General features: G+C 55.4%; 19 protein-coding genes and 1 pseudogene. 7 read left to right on the top strand and 13 right to left on the bottom strand.

Features of this window, described 5'->3' with window-relative positions; genetic code table 11:
* Positions 1-37 precede the first annotated feature (37 nt).
* Together SynROS8604_RS14470 and SynROS8604_RS14465 are read left to right on the top strand one after the other, a co-directional pair.
* Positions 38-2,374 carry a bifunctional (p)ppGpp synthetase/guanosine-3',5'-bis(diphosphate) 3'-pyrophosphohydrolase gene (locus SynROS8604_RS14470; RefSeq protein ID WP_186546027.1) on the top strand — a complete coding sequence of 779 codons (2,337 nt, stop codon included), beginning with the start codon at positions 38-40 and terminating at the stop codon, positions 2,372-2,374.
* 11 nt (positions 2,375-2,385) lie between these two features.
* Entirely contained in the window at positions 2,386-3,852 is a 1,467-nt protein-coding gene (locus SynROS8604_RS14465) for a YdiU family protein (protein WP_255445093.1), read from the top strand.
* Between the two features lie 17 nt (positions 3,853-3,869).
* On the opposite strand, the gene SynROS8604_RS14460 is transcribed toward SynROS8604_RS14465, so the two are convergent.
* Positions 3,870-4,358, bottom strand: a complete 489-nt coding sequence (locus SynROS8604_RS14460) for a DUF2062 domain-containing protein (RefSeq protein ID WP_186544507.1) — start codon at positions 4,356-4,358, stop codon at positions 3,870-3,872.
* Positions 4,359-4,438: 80 nt separating this feature from the next.
* Between SynROS8604_RS14460 and mnmE the strand changes: the two genes are divergently transcribed.
* Positions 4,439-5,842, top strand: a complete 1,404-nt coding sequence (gene mnmE, locus SynROS8604_RS14455; RefSeq protein WP_186544506.1) for a tRNA uridine-5-carboxymethylaminomethyl(34) synthesis GTPase MnmE — start codon at positions 4,439-4,441, stop codon at positions 5,840-5,842.
* Here the strand turns inward: mnmE and SynROS8604_RS14450 are convergent, their stop codons facing one another.
* A complete protein-coding gene (locus tag SynROS8604_RS14450; RefSeq protein WP_186544505.1) occupies positions 5,843-7,435 on the bottom strand; it encodes an NCS2 family permease in 1,593 nt (530 codons plus the stop codon). It lies immediately after the preceding gene.
* Between the two features lie 139 nt (positions 7,436-7,574).
* Between SynROS8604_RS14450 and SynROS8604_RS14445 the strand changes: the two genes are divergently transcribed.
* Positions 7,575-8,009 carry a secondary thiamine-phosphate synthase enzyme YjbQ gene (locus tag SynROS8604_RS14445; protein WP_186544504.1) on the top strand — a complete coding sequence of 145 codons (435 nt, stop codon included), beginning with the start codon at positions 7,575-7,577 and terminating at the stop codon, positions 8,007-8,009.
* A 118-nt stretch (positions 8,010-8,127) separates the two neighbouring features.
* Here SynROS8604_RS14445 and SynROS8604_RS14440 read toward each other — a convergent pair.
* Positions 8,128-9,096 (bottom strand): annotated as a pseudogene (locus tag SynROS8604_RS14440) (amidase family protein); the annotation flags it as partial.
* An 83-nt stretch (positions 9,097-9,179) separates the two neighbouring features.
* Between SynROS8604_RS14440 and nadC the strand changes: the two are divergent.
* Positions 9,180-10,067: a carboxylating nicotinate-nucleotide diphosphorylase gene (nadC, locus tag SynROS8604_RS14435; RefSeq protein WP_186544502.1), complete on the top strand. Its 888-nt coding sequence runs from the start codon at positions 9,180-9,182 to the stop codon at positions 10,065-10,067.
* Between the two features lie 76 nt (positions 10,068-10,143).
* On the opposite strand, the gene SynROS8604_RS14430 is transcribed toward nadC, so the two are convergent.
* From SynROS8604_RS14430 to SynROS8604_RS14410, 5 genes are all read right to left on the bottom strand, one after another.
* Entirely contained in the window at positions 10,144-10,566 is a 423-nt protein-coding gene (locus SynROS8604_RS14430) for a VanZ family protein (protein WP_255445092.1), read from the bottom strand.
* A 5-nt stretch (positions 10,567-10,571) separates the two neighbouring features.
* A complete protein-coding gene (locus SynROS8604_RS14425) occupies positions 10,572-10,724 on the bottom strand; it encodes a hypothetical protein (RefSeq protein ID WP_186544501.1) in 153 nt (50 codons plus the stop codon).
* 14 nt (positions 10,725-10,738) lie between these two features.
* Positions 10,739-11,350 carry a hypothetical protein gene (locus SynROS8604_RS14420; RefSeq protein ID WP_186544500.1) on the bottom strand — a complete coding sequence of 204 codons (612 nt, stop codon included), beginning with the start codon at positions 11,348-11,350 and terminating at the stop codon, positions 10,739-10,741.
* On the bottom strand, positions 11,329-12,042 hold the full coding sequence (locus tag SynROS8604_RS14415) for a hypothetical protein (RefSeq protein WP_222930115.1): 714 nt from the start codon (positions 12,040-12,042) through the stop codon (positions 11,329-11,331). Before SynROS8604_RS14415 ends, SynROS8604_RS14420 begins: the two co-directional genes overlap by 22 nt.
* Before the next feature lie 374 nt (positions 12,043-12,416).
* On the bottom strand, positions 12,417-12,752 hold the full coding sequence (locus SynROS8604_RS14410) for a cupin domain-containing protein (RefSeq protein ID WP_186544499.1): 336 nt from the start codon (positions 12,750-12,752) through the stop codon (positions 12,417-12,419).
* Between the two features lie 258 nt (positions 12,753-13,010).
* Between SynROS8604_RS14410 and SynROS8604_RS14405 the strand changes: the two genes are divergently transcribed.
* Together SynROS8604_RS14405 and SynROS8604_RS14400 are read left to right on the top strand one after the other, a co-directional pair.
* Positions 13,011-13,148 carry a hypothetical protein gene (locus SynROS8604_RS14405; protein ID WP_186544498.1) on the top strand — a complete coding sequence of 46 codons (138 nt, stop codon included), beginning with the start codon at positions 13,011-13,013 and terminating at the stop codon, positions 13,146-13,148.
* A 439-nt stretch (positions 13,149-13,587) separates the two neighbouring features.
* On the top strand, positions 13,588-14,421 hold the full coding sequence (locus tag SynROS8604_RS14400; protein ID WP_255445091.1) for a mechanosensitive ion channel family protein: 834 nt from the start codon (positions 13,588-13,590) through the stop codon (positions 14,419-14,421).
* Between the two features lie 36 nt (positions 14,422-14,457).
* On the opposite strand, the gene SynROS8604_RS16135 is transcribed toward SynROS8604_RS14400, so the two are convergent.
* The 5 genes from SynROS8604_RS16135 to SynROS8604_RS14385 all read right to left on the bottom strand — a co-directional run bounded on the left by SynROS8604_RS16135 (position 14,458) and on the right by SynROS8604_RS14385 (position 17,196).
* A complete protein-coding gene (locus tag SynROS8604_RS16135) occupies positions 14,458-14,853 on the bottom strand; it encodes an oxygenase MpaB family protein (protein ID WP_255445090.1) in 396 nt (131 codons plus the stop codon).
* 12 nt (positions 14,854-14,865) lie between these two features.
* Positions 14,866-15,081, bottom strand: coding sequence for a hypothetical protein (locus SynROS8604_RS16130; protein WP_255445089.1), 216 nt, complete (start codon positions 15,079-15,081; stop codon positions 14,866-14,868).
* A gap of 271 nt (positions 15,082-15,352) precedes the next feature.
* Positions 15,353-16,141 (bottom strand): FAD-dependent monooxygenase, encoded by a 789-nt coding sequence (locus SynROS8604_RS14390; protein WP_222930114.1) that lies wholly within the window; start codon positions 16,139-16,141, stop codon positions 15,353-15,355.
* Between the two features lie 20 nt (positions 16,142-16,161).
* On the bottom strand, positions 16,162-16,524 hold the full coding sequence (locus SynROS8604_RS15535) for an NAD(P)/FAD-dependent oxidoreductase (RefSeq protein WP_222930113.1): 363 nt from the start codon (positions 16,522-16,524) through the stop codon (positions 16,162-16,164).
* A gap of 189 nt (positions 16,525-16,713) precedes the next feature.
* Entirely contained in the window at positions 16,714-17,196 is a 483-nt protein-coding gene (locus tag SynROS8604_RS14385) for a DUF4334 domain-containing protein (RefSeq protein WP_255445088.1), read from the bottom strand.
* Between the last annotated feature and the right edge of the window lie 553 nt (positions 17,197-17,749).

Here is a 17,749-nt window from a genome sequence, read left to right as displayed (position 1 = left end):
TCATGCCTACATACCATGGATGCACCCGTCGGGTCGGATGCTCAACGCAACCTCTGCACCGGATCCCTCCCAGACTCAGTCTGGATCGACTCCTGCGGCCTGCGGTTTAACGGCATTGCGTGAACGTCCCGCTCGCTCGCCGGATGACTACGGCATCGAGCTTCCCGAGTGGTTGAAGCAATGTTTGACGCACGTTCCTCCTGGAATCGGACACAGTTGTCCAACCGATCCAGAGGCCCTCTTAGCGGCTGCCTTTGATTTTGCGTTTCAACTGCACGAGGGGCAGTTCCGCGCCAGCGGTGACCCTTACATCGTCCACCCGGTGGCCGTCGCGGATCTTTTGCGAGACATCGGTGCCAGTGCCAGCGTGATTGCAGTGGGCTTCCTCCATGACGTGGTGGAAGATACCGATGTCACCCCCGATCAGCTCGAAAGCCATTTTGGACCGGAGGTGCGTGAGTTGGTGGAGGGCGTTACCAAACTGGGCGGCCTGCATTTCACCAATCGCACGGAGGCGCAAGCCGAGAATCTGCGCAAGATGTTTTTGGCTATGGCCAGTGACATCCGGGTGGTGTTGGTGAAGCTGGCGGACCGTTTGCACAACATGCGCACGCTTGGGGCGCTCAAAGAGGAGAAACGGCAGCGCATCGCCAGGGAAACGCGTGAGATCTATGCCCCGCTGGCCAATCGCTTGGGGATTGGACGCTTCAAATGGGAACTGGAGGATCTCTCCTTCAAGTTGCTGGAGCCTGAGGCCTTCCGTGAAATGCAGCAGGAGGTTTCAACCAAGCGCAGTGAGCGGGAGGATCGCCTCTCGGTCACGGTTCAGTTGCTCTGCGGTCGCTTGGCTGCCGTGGGCCTCGACAACTGTGAGGTGAGTGGTCGTCCGAAACATCTCTATGGCATCTGGACAAAGATGCAGCGCCAGCAAAAGGAGTTTCACGAGATTTACGACGTGGCGGCGTTGAGGATCCTTGCGCCGAATGTTGAGAGCTGTTATCGCGCCCTCGCCGTTGTTCACGACACGTTCAGGCCGATCCCTGGCCGGTTCAAGGACTACATCGGGCTGCCGAAGCCCAATGGTTATCAATCCCTTCACACCGCTGTGATTGGTCGGCATCGTCCGATCGAGGTGCAGATCCGAACCTGGGAAATGCATCAAGTCTCGGAATTTGGCATTGCCGCACATTGGAAATACAAAGAGGGTGGATCCCCGGCCACCGGAGGGGATACCGAGCGTTTCAACTGGCTGCGTCAGCTGGTGGATTGGCAGCAGGAGGGGGGCTCGGATGATCACAACGACTACCTCGCGTCGATCAAGGAAGACCTCTTCGACGAGGAAGTGTTTGTGTTTACGCCGAAGGGCGATGTGGTGGGGCTTCGTAAGGGATCAACGGCCGTTGACTTTGCCTTTCGCATTCACTCCGAGGTGGGAAATCATTGCCATGGCGTGAGAATTAATGATCGGCTGGTGCCCTTGTCGACCCCGCTTCAAAATGGTGACTTCATTGATATTCTCACCACAAAAAGTGCCCATCCAAGTTTGGATTGGCTCAATTTTGTAGCCACGCCAACCGCACGAAATCGTATTCGTCAGTGGTACAAACGTAGCCATCGTGATGAGACGATCGATCGCGGCAAAGCGTTGCTTGAGCGCGAGCTGGGACGCAGTGGTTTTGATGCCTTGCTGGGCAGTGAAGCGATGCGCAGGGTGGCTGAGCGTTGCAACCTGCAAACCACGGAAGATCTGCTGGCTGGTCTGGGCTTTGGGGCGTTAACGCTGCATCAGGTGCTCAATCGTTTGCGCGAAGAAATTCGCCTGCAAACGGCTGCGGTGGAGGCCCCCCTGAGCAATGAGGAGGTTGCCAAGCAACTGCTCAAGCAGTCCGAGCACACGCCCCATCGTGAGGTGCCGTCTGCGGGAGCGGCGGCCATCCTTGGGGTGGAGGGCTTGGATCATCGCCTTGGTGGTTGTTGTAGTCCGCTGCCAGGAGAGCCGATCCTGGGTGCTGTGGCCCTTGGTAATCACGGCATCACCATCCATCGTCAAGACTGCGCCAACCTGGAAGCGATCCCGACGGAACGTCGCTTACCGGTTCGTTGGAATCCATCGCTACAAGAAGCGGGATCGAGATTCCCTGCTCAATTGCGCATTGAGGTGATTGATCGCGTTGGCATTTTGAAGGACATCCTGATGCGTTTGTCCGATGGTTCGATCAATGTCAGTGATGCGCAGGTGAGAACGGCCTACGGCAAGCCGGCTCGGATCGATTTGATGGTGGAGCTTGGGAGTTCAGCGCAGCTGCAGCGCACGATGGACCAGATCCGCTCGATGGCCGATGTGATCGACATCGCCCGAACTGGCCAGAGTTGAGCAATCCTCTGTTGTCCCTGCCGTTCGAACCCTCCATCGAGGGTTTGGGTGAGTCGTATTGGGATGTGGTGGAGGCGGCGGTGTTCCCGAGAACGCAGTTGCGCTTTCGCAACAACGCCCTGTTGCGTCAGCTGGGGTTGGAGCCAGAGGCTGTGTCGGATCCAGACTTCGAGGGAGCCTATGGCCGTTTTGAAGAGCGTGTGCCCCTGCTTGCTCTGCGCTATCACGGCTACCAGTTCGGCACCTACAACCCCCAGCTTGGAGATGGCCGCGGCTTTCTCTATGGCCAACTGCGCGATCGAACCGGTTTGCTTCAAGACCTCGGCAGCAAGGGGAGTGGCACCACCCCTTGGAGTCGTGGTGGGGATGGACGCCTCACCTTGAAAGGAGGGGTGCGTGAAGTGATCGCCTCCGAGGCGTTGCATCGTCTTGGTGTGACCACGAGCCGTACGTTGTCGTTGATCGAAACCGGTGAGGACCTTTGGCGTGGTGACGAACCATCGCCGACGCGGAGTGCGGTGATGGTTCGGATGGCACGGACCCATCTGCGTTTCGGGAGCTGTGAACGGCTGCTTTATTTGCGTGACCCCCAGGGGTTGGAGCGCTTGCTCCGCCATGTGGTGGCGGAGTATTACCCCGATGTGGCGGCAGCCCATCCAGCCCCTGATGGCGATCGCCCGGCTTTGGAGCATCAGCTTCTCGCCTTCTATGGAGAGTTGGTGGAGCGGGTAGCTCGCTTGGCCGCTGAGTGGATGGCAGCAGGGTTTGTGCATGGCGTGCTCAATACCGACAACATGTCACTCGTTGGTGAAAGCTTTGATTACGGACCGTTTGCATTTTTAGATCGCTGGGATCCGAGTTTTACGGCGGCCTATTTCGATCAGACCGGGCTGTATTCCTATGGACGCCAGCCAGCGATCTGCCGAAAGAATTTGCAGCTTCTCCAAAACCCTTTGGCGATGTTGCTCGCTCGGTCGCCGATGGAGCAGTCGCTTGAGCAGTATGCAAGCACCTATCAAAATCACTTTCGCTTCTGTTTGCTGAGGCGATTGGGATTGACCCCCAATCCTGAGGTGGACAGTGATGATCGCCTGGTGAGCGCAACGCTGGATCTAATCGCGAGCTGGCCCGTTGCTTATGGAGACTTTTTTGCTGGTCTCGCTTCGACGATTCAATCCGCTGGTTTGCCCCAAGAGCCTGACGGCTTGCCTGTTGTCTTGAGCGATGGAGAAGCACCTAGCAGGGAGGTGTGGCAAGCCTGGCGCGATGCCTGGTGGTGGCAGACCCAGGCCAGCGAGGCACGAGGAGCGGCACGAGCAGCATCTGAGCCAGAAGCCTCGGTGTCGGAACGCTTGAGGCGCTGGAACTTGAGCCAGACACCCACCCGCCCCGTGATCGAATCGCTTTGGGAGCCGATTGATCAAGAAGATGATTGGCTGCCTCTTGGAACGTGGATTGCCTCTGTGATGAAGGCCTGAGAGCGCACGGAAGGGGGTTACCTTTGGACGCGCTCGCGACGATGAGGGTTGCGGTTGCCAGTTCTTTTGGGTTGCAGGCAATGAAGGGTGAGCCACCAGCTCAGGCCACCAAACACTGTTCCAGTCAGGCTGGAGCCAAGCAAAAGCCGGCTCATCACATCCCACCCCGCCGTGGCGAGCAGCTCTTGATTGAGATTGTTGAGCCCCGGCCAGCCAGCGCCTTCCCCGAGGATCATGGCCCCTAGGCGGTAGTTGAACCAAAACAGCGGCACATAGGTGAATGGATTGCTGATCCAGGTGCCTGCGGCGGCCAGCAGATGGTTGCCGCGTACCAGGCTTGCCAAGCCAATTCCCAGCAGGGTTTGAAATCCAAAAAAGGGAAAGCAGCCACAAAACACCCCTGCGGCTAGTCCGCGGGCGCGTTGGCCTGCCGTTCCCTCCTGCCGCCAGATCCACTGCAGCCATCGGTTTAAGCGTCGCTGAAATTTGTTCCGCAACCGCTTCATCGAAACTGCTTGCCGATCGTGCGGCTGTGGAAGCTTCGGGATCGTAGGAAGGAGTGCGTGATGGCGGCAGGGATCGGGGAATGTCTGGGATTGGGCCAGATCAGGCACTTTCGATCGCCGCGATCGCTACGGCTGTGGCACCGGGGCAGGGGGGCATCGCCGTGATTCGCTTGTCGGGTCCCAGTGCTGTGCGCGCCGCTGCTGCGATCACGGTGATTCCTGGTCAACAGCTGTGGGAGAGCCACCGGATTTTGTATGGCCATGTGGTGGCTGCCGGTGGTGTGGAACGGCTCGATGAGGTGCTGGTGCTCGTGATGTTGGCGCCGCGCAGTTTCACCGGGGAGGACGTGGTCGAAATTCACTGTCACGGCGGGGTGATCGCTGTGCAGCAGGTGCTGGCGCGCGTTTTGGAGCAGCCAGGAGTGCGACGGGCCCTGCCCGGTGAATTCAGCCAGCGGGCTGTGCTGAATGGCCGTCTTGATCTCACCCGGGCGGAGGCGATTGGTGATCTGGTGGGAGCGCGCAGCCAGCGGGCAGCGCAGCTGGCGATGGCGGGTCTTGATGGCGGGATCCAGAAAAAAATGGTGGTCCTGCGGGAGCGCTTGCTCGATCAGCTCAGTGAGTTGGAGGCCCGTGTGGACTTTGAAGAGGATCTTCCCCCTTTGGATGGTGAGGCGCTTCTGCAGGAGTTGCAGGCTGTGCGGATGGAGTTGAACACGCTGGTGGCTGATGGCGAGCGGGGATCAGTTGTGCGCCATGGATTGAGGGTGGCGCTGGTGGGCCGGCCCAACGTGGGGAAGAGCTCCATGCTCAACCTGTTAAGTCGTCGGGAGCGGGCGATCGTGACCGACTGGCCAGGCACCACAAGAGATTTGCTGGAAAGTGAGATCGTGATGGATGGTGTACCGATCACCCTGCTCGACACTGCAGGGATCAGGGCCACCCATGATGCCGTGGAACAGTTGGGGATTGCCCGCAGCCGCGATGCCCTGGCCAGTGCCGACCTGGTGCTGCTGTTGTTTGATCTCGCCCAGGGGTGGTCGGATGACGATCAGGCCTTGTTTGCCCTGATCCCTGAGGGAGTTCCCTGCATACGGGTGGGTAACAAAGCCGACCTTCCTCTCAAGGCTGATTGCGTTGCTGGGCCTCTTTCCTCGTCGGTTTCCCTATCGGTTGCCGATGTGCGCTTCAGCGCCGTCACTGGAGAGGGGCAGGAGGATCTCGTCCGTGCGGTGTTGGAGCGTTGTGGAGGCTTGAGCGAGCAGCCCTTGCTCTTGGCCTTGAATCAGCGTCAGTCCGATCTGGCGTCCACTGCGGCTGAGGCCCTGGCCCGCAGTGAGCAGGTGGCGGCCGATGGCCTTCCTTGGGATTTTTGGACGATTGACTTGCGTCAGGCGATTCGCAGCCTGGGTGAGATCACCGGTGAGCAACTCACGGAATCGGTGTTGGATCGGATCTTTTCTCGCTTCTGCATCGGCAAGTGATCAGTTCCCTTGCTGCTGTTTGGGTAAGCGTCGGGCGATCAACACCAACACGGTGATCCCCGCATAGGCGATGGCCCAGGGCTGACCCGTTCCCCAACCCAAGTGCACAACGGTGTCACCGGTGGAAAATTGCCAGGCATGAATCACGCCAAACCAAGCGAATACGGCCGCGCATCCACTGCAGCTTGCGGCGGCGAGGAACTGGCCTTCAATGGCAAACACCAGCAAAGCGGCAAGCAGCATGGCTGTGATGATTTGTCCTTGCTCCAGCGCAAACGCACCTGCCGCCCAGACATCTCCCCTGGAGAGCTGCTGAACCATCTCTTGGTTGAAAGGTCGTTCTGCAGTGCCCAGACCGCCTGCGCGTAAACCAGCTTTCAGCAATTGGGCGCCCCATCCAGCCAGGCCAGGCAGAAGTCCGAGCACCACGGCGGGTGCATGGCGTGAGGGTGTGGCCTGAAAGGCCTGAGCGGTCATCGCAATCCCGATGTACAGCACGATCGCCATGCCGGCATCGATCGGAATCAAGAGCGCGAGCAACTCAAACAAGCCAAAGAAGCACGCTGCCGACATCACGACACCGTTCAGCCAGGAATAGCCCGAGCGGGCCCCAATCTCCTTAAAACCTGAATGGCCGATGTAGATGGTGGTGGGGAAGCAGGAGCCGAGTGCTGCCGCTGCGAGTGTCCCAACACCGTCTATTAGCAGGCAGGTGCGGGTGGCGTAGCGATCACCCGCGGCTTCTGCGCTTTCAAGGTTTTGCAGGGATCCGATCACATTGAAAAGCCCCATCGGCACGATCACCCCAAGCCAGGGGAAGAGGTCGGCTCGGTTGTCCCAAAGAATCTGCAGCTGAAGGGTTGGTGGATGCCAGCCGATGGTGCGGATGCTGTCCTGCCAAGCGCCTGGACTGGGAGCGATCAAGCCGCTAGTCCAGGCGAGAACCATGCCCAGAAGAACCGCCATCAGGCCTGTGGGCAACGGCCAGCGCACCTTGGCGTAATAACCGAGAACGATCACAGCCAGGCTCGTGAGTCCGACCAGAGGGTGGGCATAGGTCCGCAGCAGGAAGCCCAGTGCGATGTAACCGAGGGCGATCCCGGCAAGGGTGGAGAGCAGGGCGGCTCGCGGGAGCCAGCGTCTTAAGCGGTCGGCACTGAAGGCTCCTGCGATTTCGATCAGGCCGGATCCCATGCAGGCCACCATTCCCGCATGCCAAGAACGGCTGATGGCCTCAGCCTCTGTCATCCCACCATTGAGTGCTGCCAGCTTCACTGGAAGCATCACGAGAAAGATGTAGGCAAACAAACTGACGGTGTTGATGCCGTAGGGCATGGCGGTGCAGTTGTCCCGTTGCTCATCGGCGTCCAGTTGCCTGGCCAGTCGTGTGTAGGCGAGGTTCCCCACCAGAAGGCTCACGCCGGCGGCAGGCAAGATTTGTCCGAATAACAATGCATTCGGATAGCCGAGCACACTTCGGCAGAGGCTGATGATCAGCAAAATTTGGATCAGGTTGTTGAGCCCCAGGGCTAGAAACCCATCCAGGTCGCCTGGCCACCATGGTCCGATGAGGCGCTGTACCTTGAACCGCATGGTCAGCTGAGACTGGCGTCATCATCATGCTTTGTCTTCATCGGCGCCTCTGCGCTCTTAACGCCACGATCGCGATGACCAGCTCCTTGCTTTCGGCGGATTTCCTTTCAAAGTGGATTCAGGGCCTTGCAAAATTTCCTTGACCCATCAGTTCCTGAGCCTCCGCACCGAGGCTCCTTTTCAATGCTTATCCCTCACCACCGAGCTCCGTCGCTTCGTTCAGGTGCATGGTGGACAGGATGGTGCCGTGGTGGTGTCAGGTCAGCACACCACCACGGCTGTGATCATCAATGAAATGGAGGAACGGCTGCTGATGGATCTGCAGCGGTGGTTGAGCCAGCAGGTCCCCCCAGGAGCTGACTGGAAGCATGACGACCTGGAACTGAGGCAGGGCATTCCTGATGATGAACCGCGCAATGCCCATGCTCATCTACAAGCTCTGATGCTTGGCAATGAGGTCACCGTGAATGTCAGCAATGGAGAGTTGCAGTTGGGGCAGTATCAAGAGGTGATGCTTGTTGAGCTAGACGGACCACGCCAGCGCAGGGTGTCGTTGCAGTGGCTTTCGGCCTGAAGCCAGGATTCAGCTGCCAGCTCGATCTGCTGGGAACCAGCTTTGAACCCTGAGCGCCGTAAGAGCTCCTCTCAGGACATGACAGCCGCTGCACGTGTGTCCTTGTGGTTGGTCGCATTCACATGACTGCAGATTGGTTCAGGAATTCAGGGAACTGGTCGCCTGTGAAGAGGGCGGGTGCTTCGGAGGCAAAGGCCGAAGCAATCCGCATCGCGGTTGCGTCGTCATAGGTGGTTGTGCAGATCTGAAGACCCGTTGGCATTTGATTGCGATTGAGACCCGTGGGGATGGAGACGACCGGGTTCCAATTCAGGAGATTCCAAAGAGCTGTGAGGACCCAGCCCACGTTGGGCTCCACGGGTTGTCCATTGATGCTGATGGTGTCCTTCGTTGGGTCGAAGTCGGCTGCGACATCGCTGGTAGCCAGTGTCGGCATCAGCACAGCGCTGTACCCATTCAGGAAAACAGCATCCTGAATCCGTTTGTAGAGCGCATTGATCATGTCTTCTGCTTGCTTGGCTTCGGCGCTGCCACGAGCTGTCGCGGCAATCTCGGAGAAGTAACGGCCATAGCTGGTCAGCTGGTCGCTGTAGGTGTTGAGCTGCTGTAGATCTGCTCCGAATCCACCGCTGAGCAGGGCATTGGTGAGGGCGGTTTCCAATCCGGGGCCGTCCACGCCGAGATTCAGGTCAACCTCCTCAATCACAGCTCCCTGTCGCTCAAATACCCGTAATGCCTCACGGGTGTTCGCCTGCGTATCGGCATCGATTTCGGCCCAGCTTTGATTCATGCTGAAGGCAATCCGCATGCCCTTGATCGAGGGGTAACGAAGGGGAAGCTCCAACTTGGGTCTCAGGGCAGTTGGAGTGTATGGAGCTGGGCCGCTGAGCACGTTTTGCAAACGCACCATTCCTTCGAATGTTCGGGCCATCGGCCCTTCCGTTGCAGGCAACATGAAGGTTGAAGCCGGAGGCGGTGCGTTCCGTCCATAGGGAGGCTTGAATCCGTAGAGGCCATTGAAGGCACAGGGAATCCGCGTGGATCCACCCATGTCTGACCCGGTTCCAAGAGTCGTCATCCCTGCCGCAAGTGCTGCGCTTCGGGGGCACGGCGTGCGATTCGGGCAGGGAGCTGAAGTTCATCATGGAAGCAGTCACTGTTTTATGAGCCTTGGCACGAGCAGATCTCTCGATCACACCACGGCTTCGCCGGCAGTTGGGGGAGTGGTTGCAGGAGGATCTCGGTCGCGGCGATCTCTCCGCTACCGCCCTGCGCGGGCGAGAGGGGGAAGCTCAGTGGCAGGCCAAGGCGGACGGGATGTTCTGTGGCGGCGTGTTGGTGGAGCCCTTGCTCCAGGAATTGCTGGGGCCTTCAGCACCGGGGCTCGAATCGCGTGTGCTCGTGCATGACGGCACGCCCATCGAGGCTGGGCAGCGATTGCTGGAGCTCAGGGGGCCGGCGGACCAGTTGGTGGCGATGGAACGCACGGCCCTGAATCTGGCGATGCGGCTGTCGGGGATTGCCACGGCAACGGCCGCTCTTGTGGCCCAATTGGAAGGCACTGGTGTAGCACTCGCTGATACGCGTAAAACCACCCCAGGGCTGAGGGAGCTGGAGAAATATGCCGTGCGTTGTGGTGGTGGAGTGAACCACCGCATGGGTTTAGATGATGCGGCGATGTTGAAGGAAAACCACCTGGCCTGGGCGGGTGGGGTCACCGCTGCGATCCTCGCGGTTCGCTCTCAGGCCCCCTGGCCTGCCCGTGTGATCGTGGAGGCGGAAACTGACTTGGAAGCGATCGCGGCGGTGCAGGCCGGAGCCGATGGGGTGCTGCTGGATGAATTCAGCCCGGAGGAGCTGGTGGCGTTGGTGCCGCGACTTCGGGACCACGCGACCCGCCGTAGGGGGGCTGCACCGGTGGTGCTGGAGGCCTCTGGGATCCAGCCATCTGCGCTCGCCGCCTATGCGGCCACTGGGATTGATCTGATCTCCACGAGTGCGCCGATGACGCGCAGCTCTTGGCTGGATCTGAGCATGCGCTTCACCTCTGCCGGGTGATGCGCGTGGCCGGCATCACCCGGCAGAGGGCTCCTTCAAGGCAAGGTGTTTTCATCCCTATCATCGATGGACGGAGTTAAGGGATGCTGTGATGTCTCTCCAGCCTGTTGATGCAAAAGGCCAACCCAACTCCAAGCAAAAGTCCGCAGGCATTGGCTAGAAAATCTTCCCACTCTCCATAGCGATTCACATGGGGCTGGATCAGTTCGATGAGGCCGCTGTAGAGCGCAAAACCGAAGATGATCAGCGGCCATCGCCTGGGTTTGCGCAGTGCGGTTGGAAAGGCGAGCGCTGCGTAGGCAACGAAATGATGGGTTTTATCGGAACCTGGAACCTCGGGAAGCGTGTTGAGGGGATGTAACGACAACGCTGTGATGCACGCAAGCAGGATGGCGCTCAGGTGGAGCCAGCGGCGTTGAATGAATCGTGTCACTGTCTTGCTGTGGCTTTGGGTCTGGAGGGCCTGAACACGGTTGAGCTGGCGATGAGGGTGGCGCAAACCGGTTACTGGCCAGAGAAGATCATGATTGCGGCATCCTTGCCCTTTTTGCCTTCACTGGAAATCACAAGTTCCCCGGAAGGCATGAACGTGATTCCTTCCGGCTGGATGAACTGATTCTTATCCAGTTTCAGGGCTTCTTTGAAATTGCCGTCCAATCCGTAGCACACAATCATTTTTTCTCCTTTGGAACCAATGATGTAGAGCAGCCCGGATTGCGGATGGATGGCAAGACCGGAAGGGTTGAAGGTGTCTTCTGCGCTGTCAAGAAAATCTCGGCTATCGATTGCAAACAACGGCGAAGAATCCATCTGCATGGATTGAAGGTTAAAGGCGTAGATGCCACGCGTTTGGTCTTTTTTTTGGATGACCCTTTGCAGGCGATTAACAGGCGATTGTGTGGAATGTCGTGGCATAATCCCTCCGGGTCTTGGTCCTTGTGAAGGTCCAGGTTATACCGTTCACAGTGAGCATCTTCACGGTTGAAGTGAGTTACTTTGTAGATCGCCGGCTGCTTGCCTGCTTTCAGCAAGTAGGCCGTCTTGCCTGTAATTACAATGTCTTCCGAATCACCATCATCATGCTTGGCATGTTCCGTTACTGTTCCGGAATTGAGATCAAACAGATGAATCTGAACAGCCTCATCTTGCACGAAAGCCAGGGTATTGTTGCTTCCTAACGGTGATAAGCCAGAAATTTCCTTGTATTGGTCGGGCAGTGAATAGCGCTTGATTGGACGGCAAAAATCATAAGAAAAGTGCGTCATATCAGTATTGATCGCCACAGCACAGGGAAGAGAGCGATTTGAGCAATCATTCCAAGGTTGAGAAATACTACAACGGCAGTGAAGTGCCACCATTGATTGAAGCTGGATTCTGCGATCACACCTTCAATCATGCCTCCAAGCATCAGCAGCAGGGGTGCAAGTGCTGCCAGGGCACGGGGCAGGCCTGCTGAGGCAAGGGGGTCACCAAGCAGCACGAAATAGGCGATCAAATTAACGACGGCGTTGACAATGAACACCACCAGGATGGAAACCGCCAGGGGAAAGACCGGCTGGCCGTTGAATGGAAAGGTGGCCTTGGGATTCTGAGGGCCGATGAAGGCAATCAGACCACTGAGCACTGCGAACGGGATGGTGATGGCGTTGAATCCGAACACGGCGAGGGAGAACGCCAGCAAACCAGCACCCTGCAGCAGAAACAGCAGCTTGTAGGCCACTTCACGCAACCATTCGTTGTTGCAGTCTTTGAGTGCAACATCACTGTCGAGTGGGTTCTGAAAAAAAGCAACTTGCCAGCCTTTGTATTCATGCATGGTGATCCCCATCAAGCCGCCGAAGGTCTGGATCAGTGGGATGAGTAGCAGCAGAAACACGCGCAGGTCGCTGCCTCCGAGAAGGGGGTTGAGATCATTGGCGTGTTGAGAAATCAGGTAAGCAAGAATGAAGGTAGGGATGAAGGGGAGCCAGTGCACCAGCTCCACTAAGTTCAGGATCCAGCCTTGGGCATACTGATCTAAATGGTGATCAACTAAGTAACGCTTTGGTGCTGGTTTCTGCCATTCCCAGCCGGGATCTTAATAATAACCAAGCTTGGGGTCAGACTTGTCATTGATTCGATCTGTTGCCATGTCTCTACCTCCAACTGCTGTCGTGTGACGAGAGCAGTCAAACTAAGCTTCCTTTTCTTAGCAGGCTGCTCTGATTGCAGCCACCGTTGTTGAGAGGCTTTGCAACAGACCCTGTTTCATCCGTCCCTGCTCGTCGCTGGTTGTGCCTTACGCGTTGCTTGCTGCTGATCTCTTCTCAGATTGATGAATCGGTGCAAGTGTTGGATGCACCATGCTGTTCAGGCCTGAATCCCGAGATAAAGAAGGATCAAGTCCTGATCGCCGGTATTGGTGAGTTGATGATTCTCGTGCGGTTCGATAGTGATGCATGAACCCTCCCGGCAGATGAAATCCTTGCCATTCACAGTGACCTGCGCACAGCCTGATGAGACATAAAAAACTTCCGCCATATCGCTGTGATTGTGTGTTTTTGCTGTTTCACCTGGTGGGAACACGGCGCGTGAAAAATAGATTAGGTTTTGCAGGGTGTTGGGTTCAATGAACACCTTCTTTCGGATGTTGTGATTATGTGAGACGCCGATTTCCTCAAGGTCTCTCAGATTGGTGAAATGCATCGTTCGGATGGAGTTCAGATCATTAAGGCTAAGAACAGCGGCGAGAACCGCAGGTGCTCTGCAGCGAGCCGGCTGAATGTCATGTGTTGCGTTCAGATCTGGGTTGGCAAGCCATTGTGTTTTGGTTGTCGTTAGGCATTAGTTTCAGGATTGCATCACCCCTTGAAGGCGATTTTGCGCCTTCAAGCGTCCACTGAGTGTGTCTTCATTCATTGGATTGTTGGAGCGTGATCGACGAACCCATGTGTGAATGTTGTGATGAGTCAGATCGAAGGGCTCATTGGTGATGGTTGGTCAGGAGTGAAGAAACCCATGCTGCCTCCATCAAGCATGCAATCACTCATCATTAACCCTGTATTTTTAATGAATGCAGGGACGGAAAGCATTGTCTTTTGACTTTTTGTTTTTAGTTGGAAATCAATCTTGTTCCCGTATTGGTTTCCTCTCGATACGATCGGACAGCGAGTCCTCTTTGCGTGCACATTGTTGTCATGGCATCGTATGCTTTTTATGGAGTAAAAGAATAGAGGGAAAGGCTCGGTATGGATCATGTGGATTCTATGCATTCAAGAGTTGGTGAATGTAATGAAAAGACCAGCTCTCCAATATGATTTATCTTAATAGCTATTTAGAAAGTTGTGATTAGGATTCTTGCCTTGTCCTTCTTCGTCTCGGGCGATTGATTTGATTTAGGCATCCATTGAGATGGATTTCAGCTGAGCTGCTGCCTGGTTGATTGTGGGTATCAAGATTTTGTTAATTTTGCGGCCTGAAGGCTGACACCAGTGGACAGGCTCGCCAGCCTTGTTATGCAGTAATTCTCTTTTTTGATCTCATGGGGTTTTACCCTTCGATGTTTGCAACGTTGAGTGTTGATGCCATTACGGCGTTGATCGTTCCTTTTGTTTTCAAGCTGTTAGGTGCGGTTGCTCTCTGGATTGTCGGCGGCTGGTTGATTGGTCTGGCTCTCAAGCTGCTGCGTCGATTCTTCCGACAGGGCTCGCTTGACCCAACACTGGTGAACTACCTGTTGACCATCATCGGTGTGGGGCTTCGGGTTGTTCTTGTTGTTGCGATCCTCGGGTTCTTTGGTATCGAAACCACGAGTTTTGCTGCCCTGCTCGCCGGTGCTGGTATAGCAATTGGCGCCGCTTGGAGCGGAATGCTGGGCAACTTCGCTGCAGGTGTGTTCGTGCAACTGTTCAGGCCAATCTCGGTTGGCGATTACGTCGAGGGCGGTGGTGTGGAAGGCACCGTGAAAGAAGTGAACATCTTTGTCACTTCGATCACCTCCCCCGACAACGTCGTGAACATTATTGGTAATGCCAAACTGTTTGGCGACACAATAAAGAATTATTCAGCAAACCCTTATCGCCGTGTTGAGCTTGTTGCTCAACTCGATAATAGTGCCGATGTGGCCAAGGCGATCAAATTGTTGAAGGAAGGGATTAAAAAAATTTCCAATCAAGCGAGTGGAATTGAAGCCGACGTCGAGGTTCTTGAGTTCGGTGAGAGAGGGCCTCGTTTGGCGGTCCGTCCTTACACACACACCAGCAATTATTGGCAGGTCTATTTTGACACCAATCGCATGATTGTAGATGTTTTAGGCCAAGCCGGATTCCCCGTACCTCGTATCCCTGTGGCGATGCAAAAAAATGCAATGAACTGATCATTTATTGCACTCGTACTTGATGCTTGATCAATTCTACAAATGATCAATTTGTAGAATTGATTGAAAGAGTTGGGTTATTTCAAAACCTTTGGCCGCTCTAGTTATCAGGATGACTGGAGCGGGCTCAGTCGTTGCAACAGTGAAGGCGGGCCAATCTGGTCCAGTGCAAACTGCGGGGTGTTGCTCAAGTTGCATCAAGCTGCCCACGTGATCCCAGAACAGAAACAAGGCCTCTTCTTCAAAGGGGTGGAGAACTCTCCAGCCGTAATTCTCGATCCAGCGAATCGGTTCGGCCACAAAGCCGGAGAGCACGTAGGCGTAATCCTCCTGGCGAATGGCGTAGGTGGAGTGAATGCGGTTGAGCCGCTGGATCACGGCCCGGCCTCCAGGGGTATCAGGGCCAAGCCTGACCAGTTCTGCAACGATCAAGGCCGTATCGTCTTAGCGCTTGCGGGGGCGTTGTTCGAACTCACCGGTCTGGTGTAGCAAGCCTGAGATCGACGGTAGGCAGAAGGTTTTGAGCAGGGTCAGTTCCAGTGCCCGGTTCATGTCCCATGGGAAGAGCAATCCCACTAAACGGCATCGTTCCAGGACGACTGGATCCAATGGCTTCTCTCCCTGTTCCCCGGCGGTTGGTTCAGAATCGGAATGCGTCATCGATGTGTTCGTCGCTGTCACGGTGTTATGCGCTTTCAAGTGTTCGGCTCCTCAGCAGAGAGCCAGACAGCGGACGTTGGGATCGCACCCTGAAAGCTTGCATGAATCTTCTTTGATCGCGAACAAACGCCCCTATCTCCAATCCATCTCGCAGCACTGCACAGCATGTTTGGCACCATCCTGGTTGAGAATGTTGCGGTCAATCCGAATGATTGATGGGCCCTGCGCTCCGAAGATGACATCTGAGTTGAATCCGTGGTTCAGCGCAAGATCACTGGAATGGCAACGCAAGGGGAGACAAGTATTTTCTTCGGCTCGCTAATGCGGCCTCAAACCCCATTTTGAGTCGATCCGCTTGATCATCAGCGTGGGACGCCAAGCCCTGTTCCGAGGCTTTTTGTTGCAGGGGTGTCGTGATCTCAATCCTCTTTTGTTCATATCGCGTGAGCGCAGCTGAAACCGATGCAATGTCTGTCAGTTGTACGCCGTCAAGCATTGCGGCAAGCGTCACTGCATCTTGGAGAGCGAGAGTGGTTCCAAGACCCAGGGATGGCCGAATCGGATGGGCGGCATCACCCAAGAGGGTGACGCGTTGACCATCTCCCCATTGAGACACAGGTTTCCGACCGAAGACGCCTGTTTCAATGATGCTCAAGGGATCAGTTGTCTGAATCATCGTTTGCACAATGGAAGGCCAATCCTTGAAAACAAGGAGTGCAGTCTTGAAAGCAGATTCACTTGTCTCTGAGCTGTCTTGCGGCGCTGTGCCACCCCAGGCGATCTGATCGGAACCAGCATCCATCATCCAGAAATTCTTTTGGTCTCCCACAACCAGCTGAAAACCAGCACCTTCACTGAAAGGTATCTCCAAAAGTTCTAACTGTTCTCGGTGCACGATGCCTCGCCAGGTCATCGTGCCTGTGTAGAGAGGTGGACCATCTCCAACTGTTTTGTTTCTGACGACTGAGCGATAGCCATCGGCTCCCACCAGAATCCGAGCCCATTGGTCAGCCTGATCCCGAAACTTGAGGCAAATCGGTGCATCGGGCCGATCAGTCATGAATGCAGTGAGGCTGTGGTTCAGGTTGCATTAAGACAGGATTGCAAGTTGAACCATCCCAGCCAGGTGAAGCTCGTGCCTGCCATCGGCGATTCATCTGCGAACAAGACTTCTCCACTTGGTCGCATGAGCAGTTGTTGTCTTGGATTGATGGCTTTGGAACGAACCTGCTTGGACAGACTCAAACTGATGTTGTTGAGTGCTTCGTATCCCTGTTCGGCAAGTCCAAGAGCCGCGCCAATCGGTCGCAGACTCTGGGTTCGGTCAAAAATACCGACAGAAAACCCACGGTTTGCCAAGGCGTGTGCAGCACTGAGTCCGCCAGGCCCTGCACCGATAATCGCGATGTCCAAGGGAGCAGAGTTGCCTGATGACTGGGTCATGATGCTGGATTGAGGCGAATGCAATTGTTGAGTTAAGGCTTGTGTGAATTAACTTTCCTCTAGGCAACAGCTTTTGGTTTTGGTTTGAAACGCAGATTCGAATTGGCCCGTTGTTTGTTATGAATCTAACCGTCATGAATACGAACCGCTCATAAGTACTAGAGCAAGCTCAATCAATCTCAAAGCCGTCTAGAAATTATTGGATTCTGTTTCGCGCCGAAGGACAAAGAAGAATGGTAAGTTCATTCCTTTCATATCCATAACGCCTAAAACGGCATCCTGATTGATTTGACGAAACACGTCGTGAATCGGTAGCTGGTCGTAAATCATGGTTGCGCTTGATTGGCCTCGATACGTTGTCATGCGCAACCACGCTGAGGAGCGGGATGTTGCGAGAAAGGGCAACAGTGTCTGGAAGAGGCGCCCCACGATGGCTGACCTTGGCATGGGCACAGTTAATGTCGGTTCCATCAAGCCGGGGTTGACACGGGCGAAGCCACCGCGAAGTGTTGAAAAAATCAATGGATGAACATCTTCAAGGCTTTCAAAGTGTTTCCCATGCCAGTGATAGCTCTCGAGAAGACCATCCATGGGGTGGTTGGTATGGAAGCCTTCGCCCTTCCAGGTGCCAATCATAAAATCAACATCGACGGGTTCAAGGGAATCGAACACCTCCAAAGCCTCTTGAGTTGTGGCCTGGCCTGGCCTTAATCGTTCGGAAACTTTCATTTCAAAGTGTCTTCAGTGATTGTCTTGAATTGAGTGATTCAAGGTGGGTTGGGTTTCGTTTGACAAGAGGCTCTACGGAATGAAGGTGGATGACAATCATGCTGGTGTCCATAATCTTTTGAGCATGGATTGATTGAATCGTGTCCATTTTCAGTCCGCTTTCCATTCCTGATGTTGCCTACAAGGGCTGCCTTGGTAAAGCAAGTCGAGACAACATTCATTCTACATAATGTTTGATAAATTCGATAAAATTTTGCGGACATCAGAGTTAATTAACGGTTTTAGACTTGGCTCTGCAGGTGGTTAGTTCTCTTGAGCGAGTCAAATTCATTGCGTCACGAAAGCGCGCAGTGCTGCACGAAGTCATTTTTTCTTTGCTGGGTCGGGAAACAAAATCGTTGATTTAGTTACCCGGCGAATTGTAAAATCGGACATTTTCTCATGAGCTGAACTTTTGCGCCGTGGAATTTCAGACCCTTGTTGAAGTCTTGGGTTT

The sequence above is a fragment of the Synechococcus sp. ROS8604 genome (assembly GCF_014279655.1).
Classification (GTDB): Bacteria; Cyanobacteriota; Cyanobacteriia; order PCC-6307; family Cyanobiaceae; genus Synechococcus_C.
The sequence above is the reverse complement of the archived record's forward strand: the minus strand, read 5'-3'. Positions and strand labels throughout refer to the sequence as shown.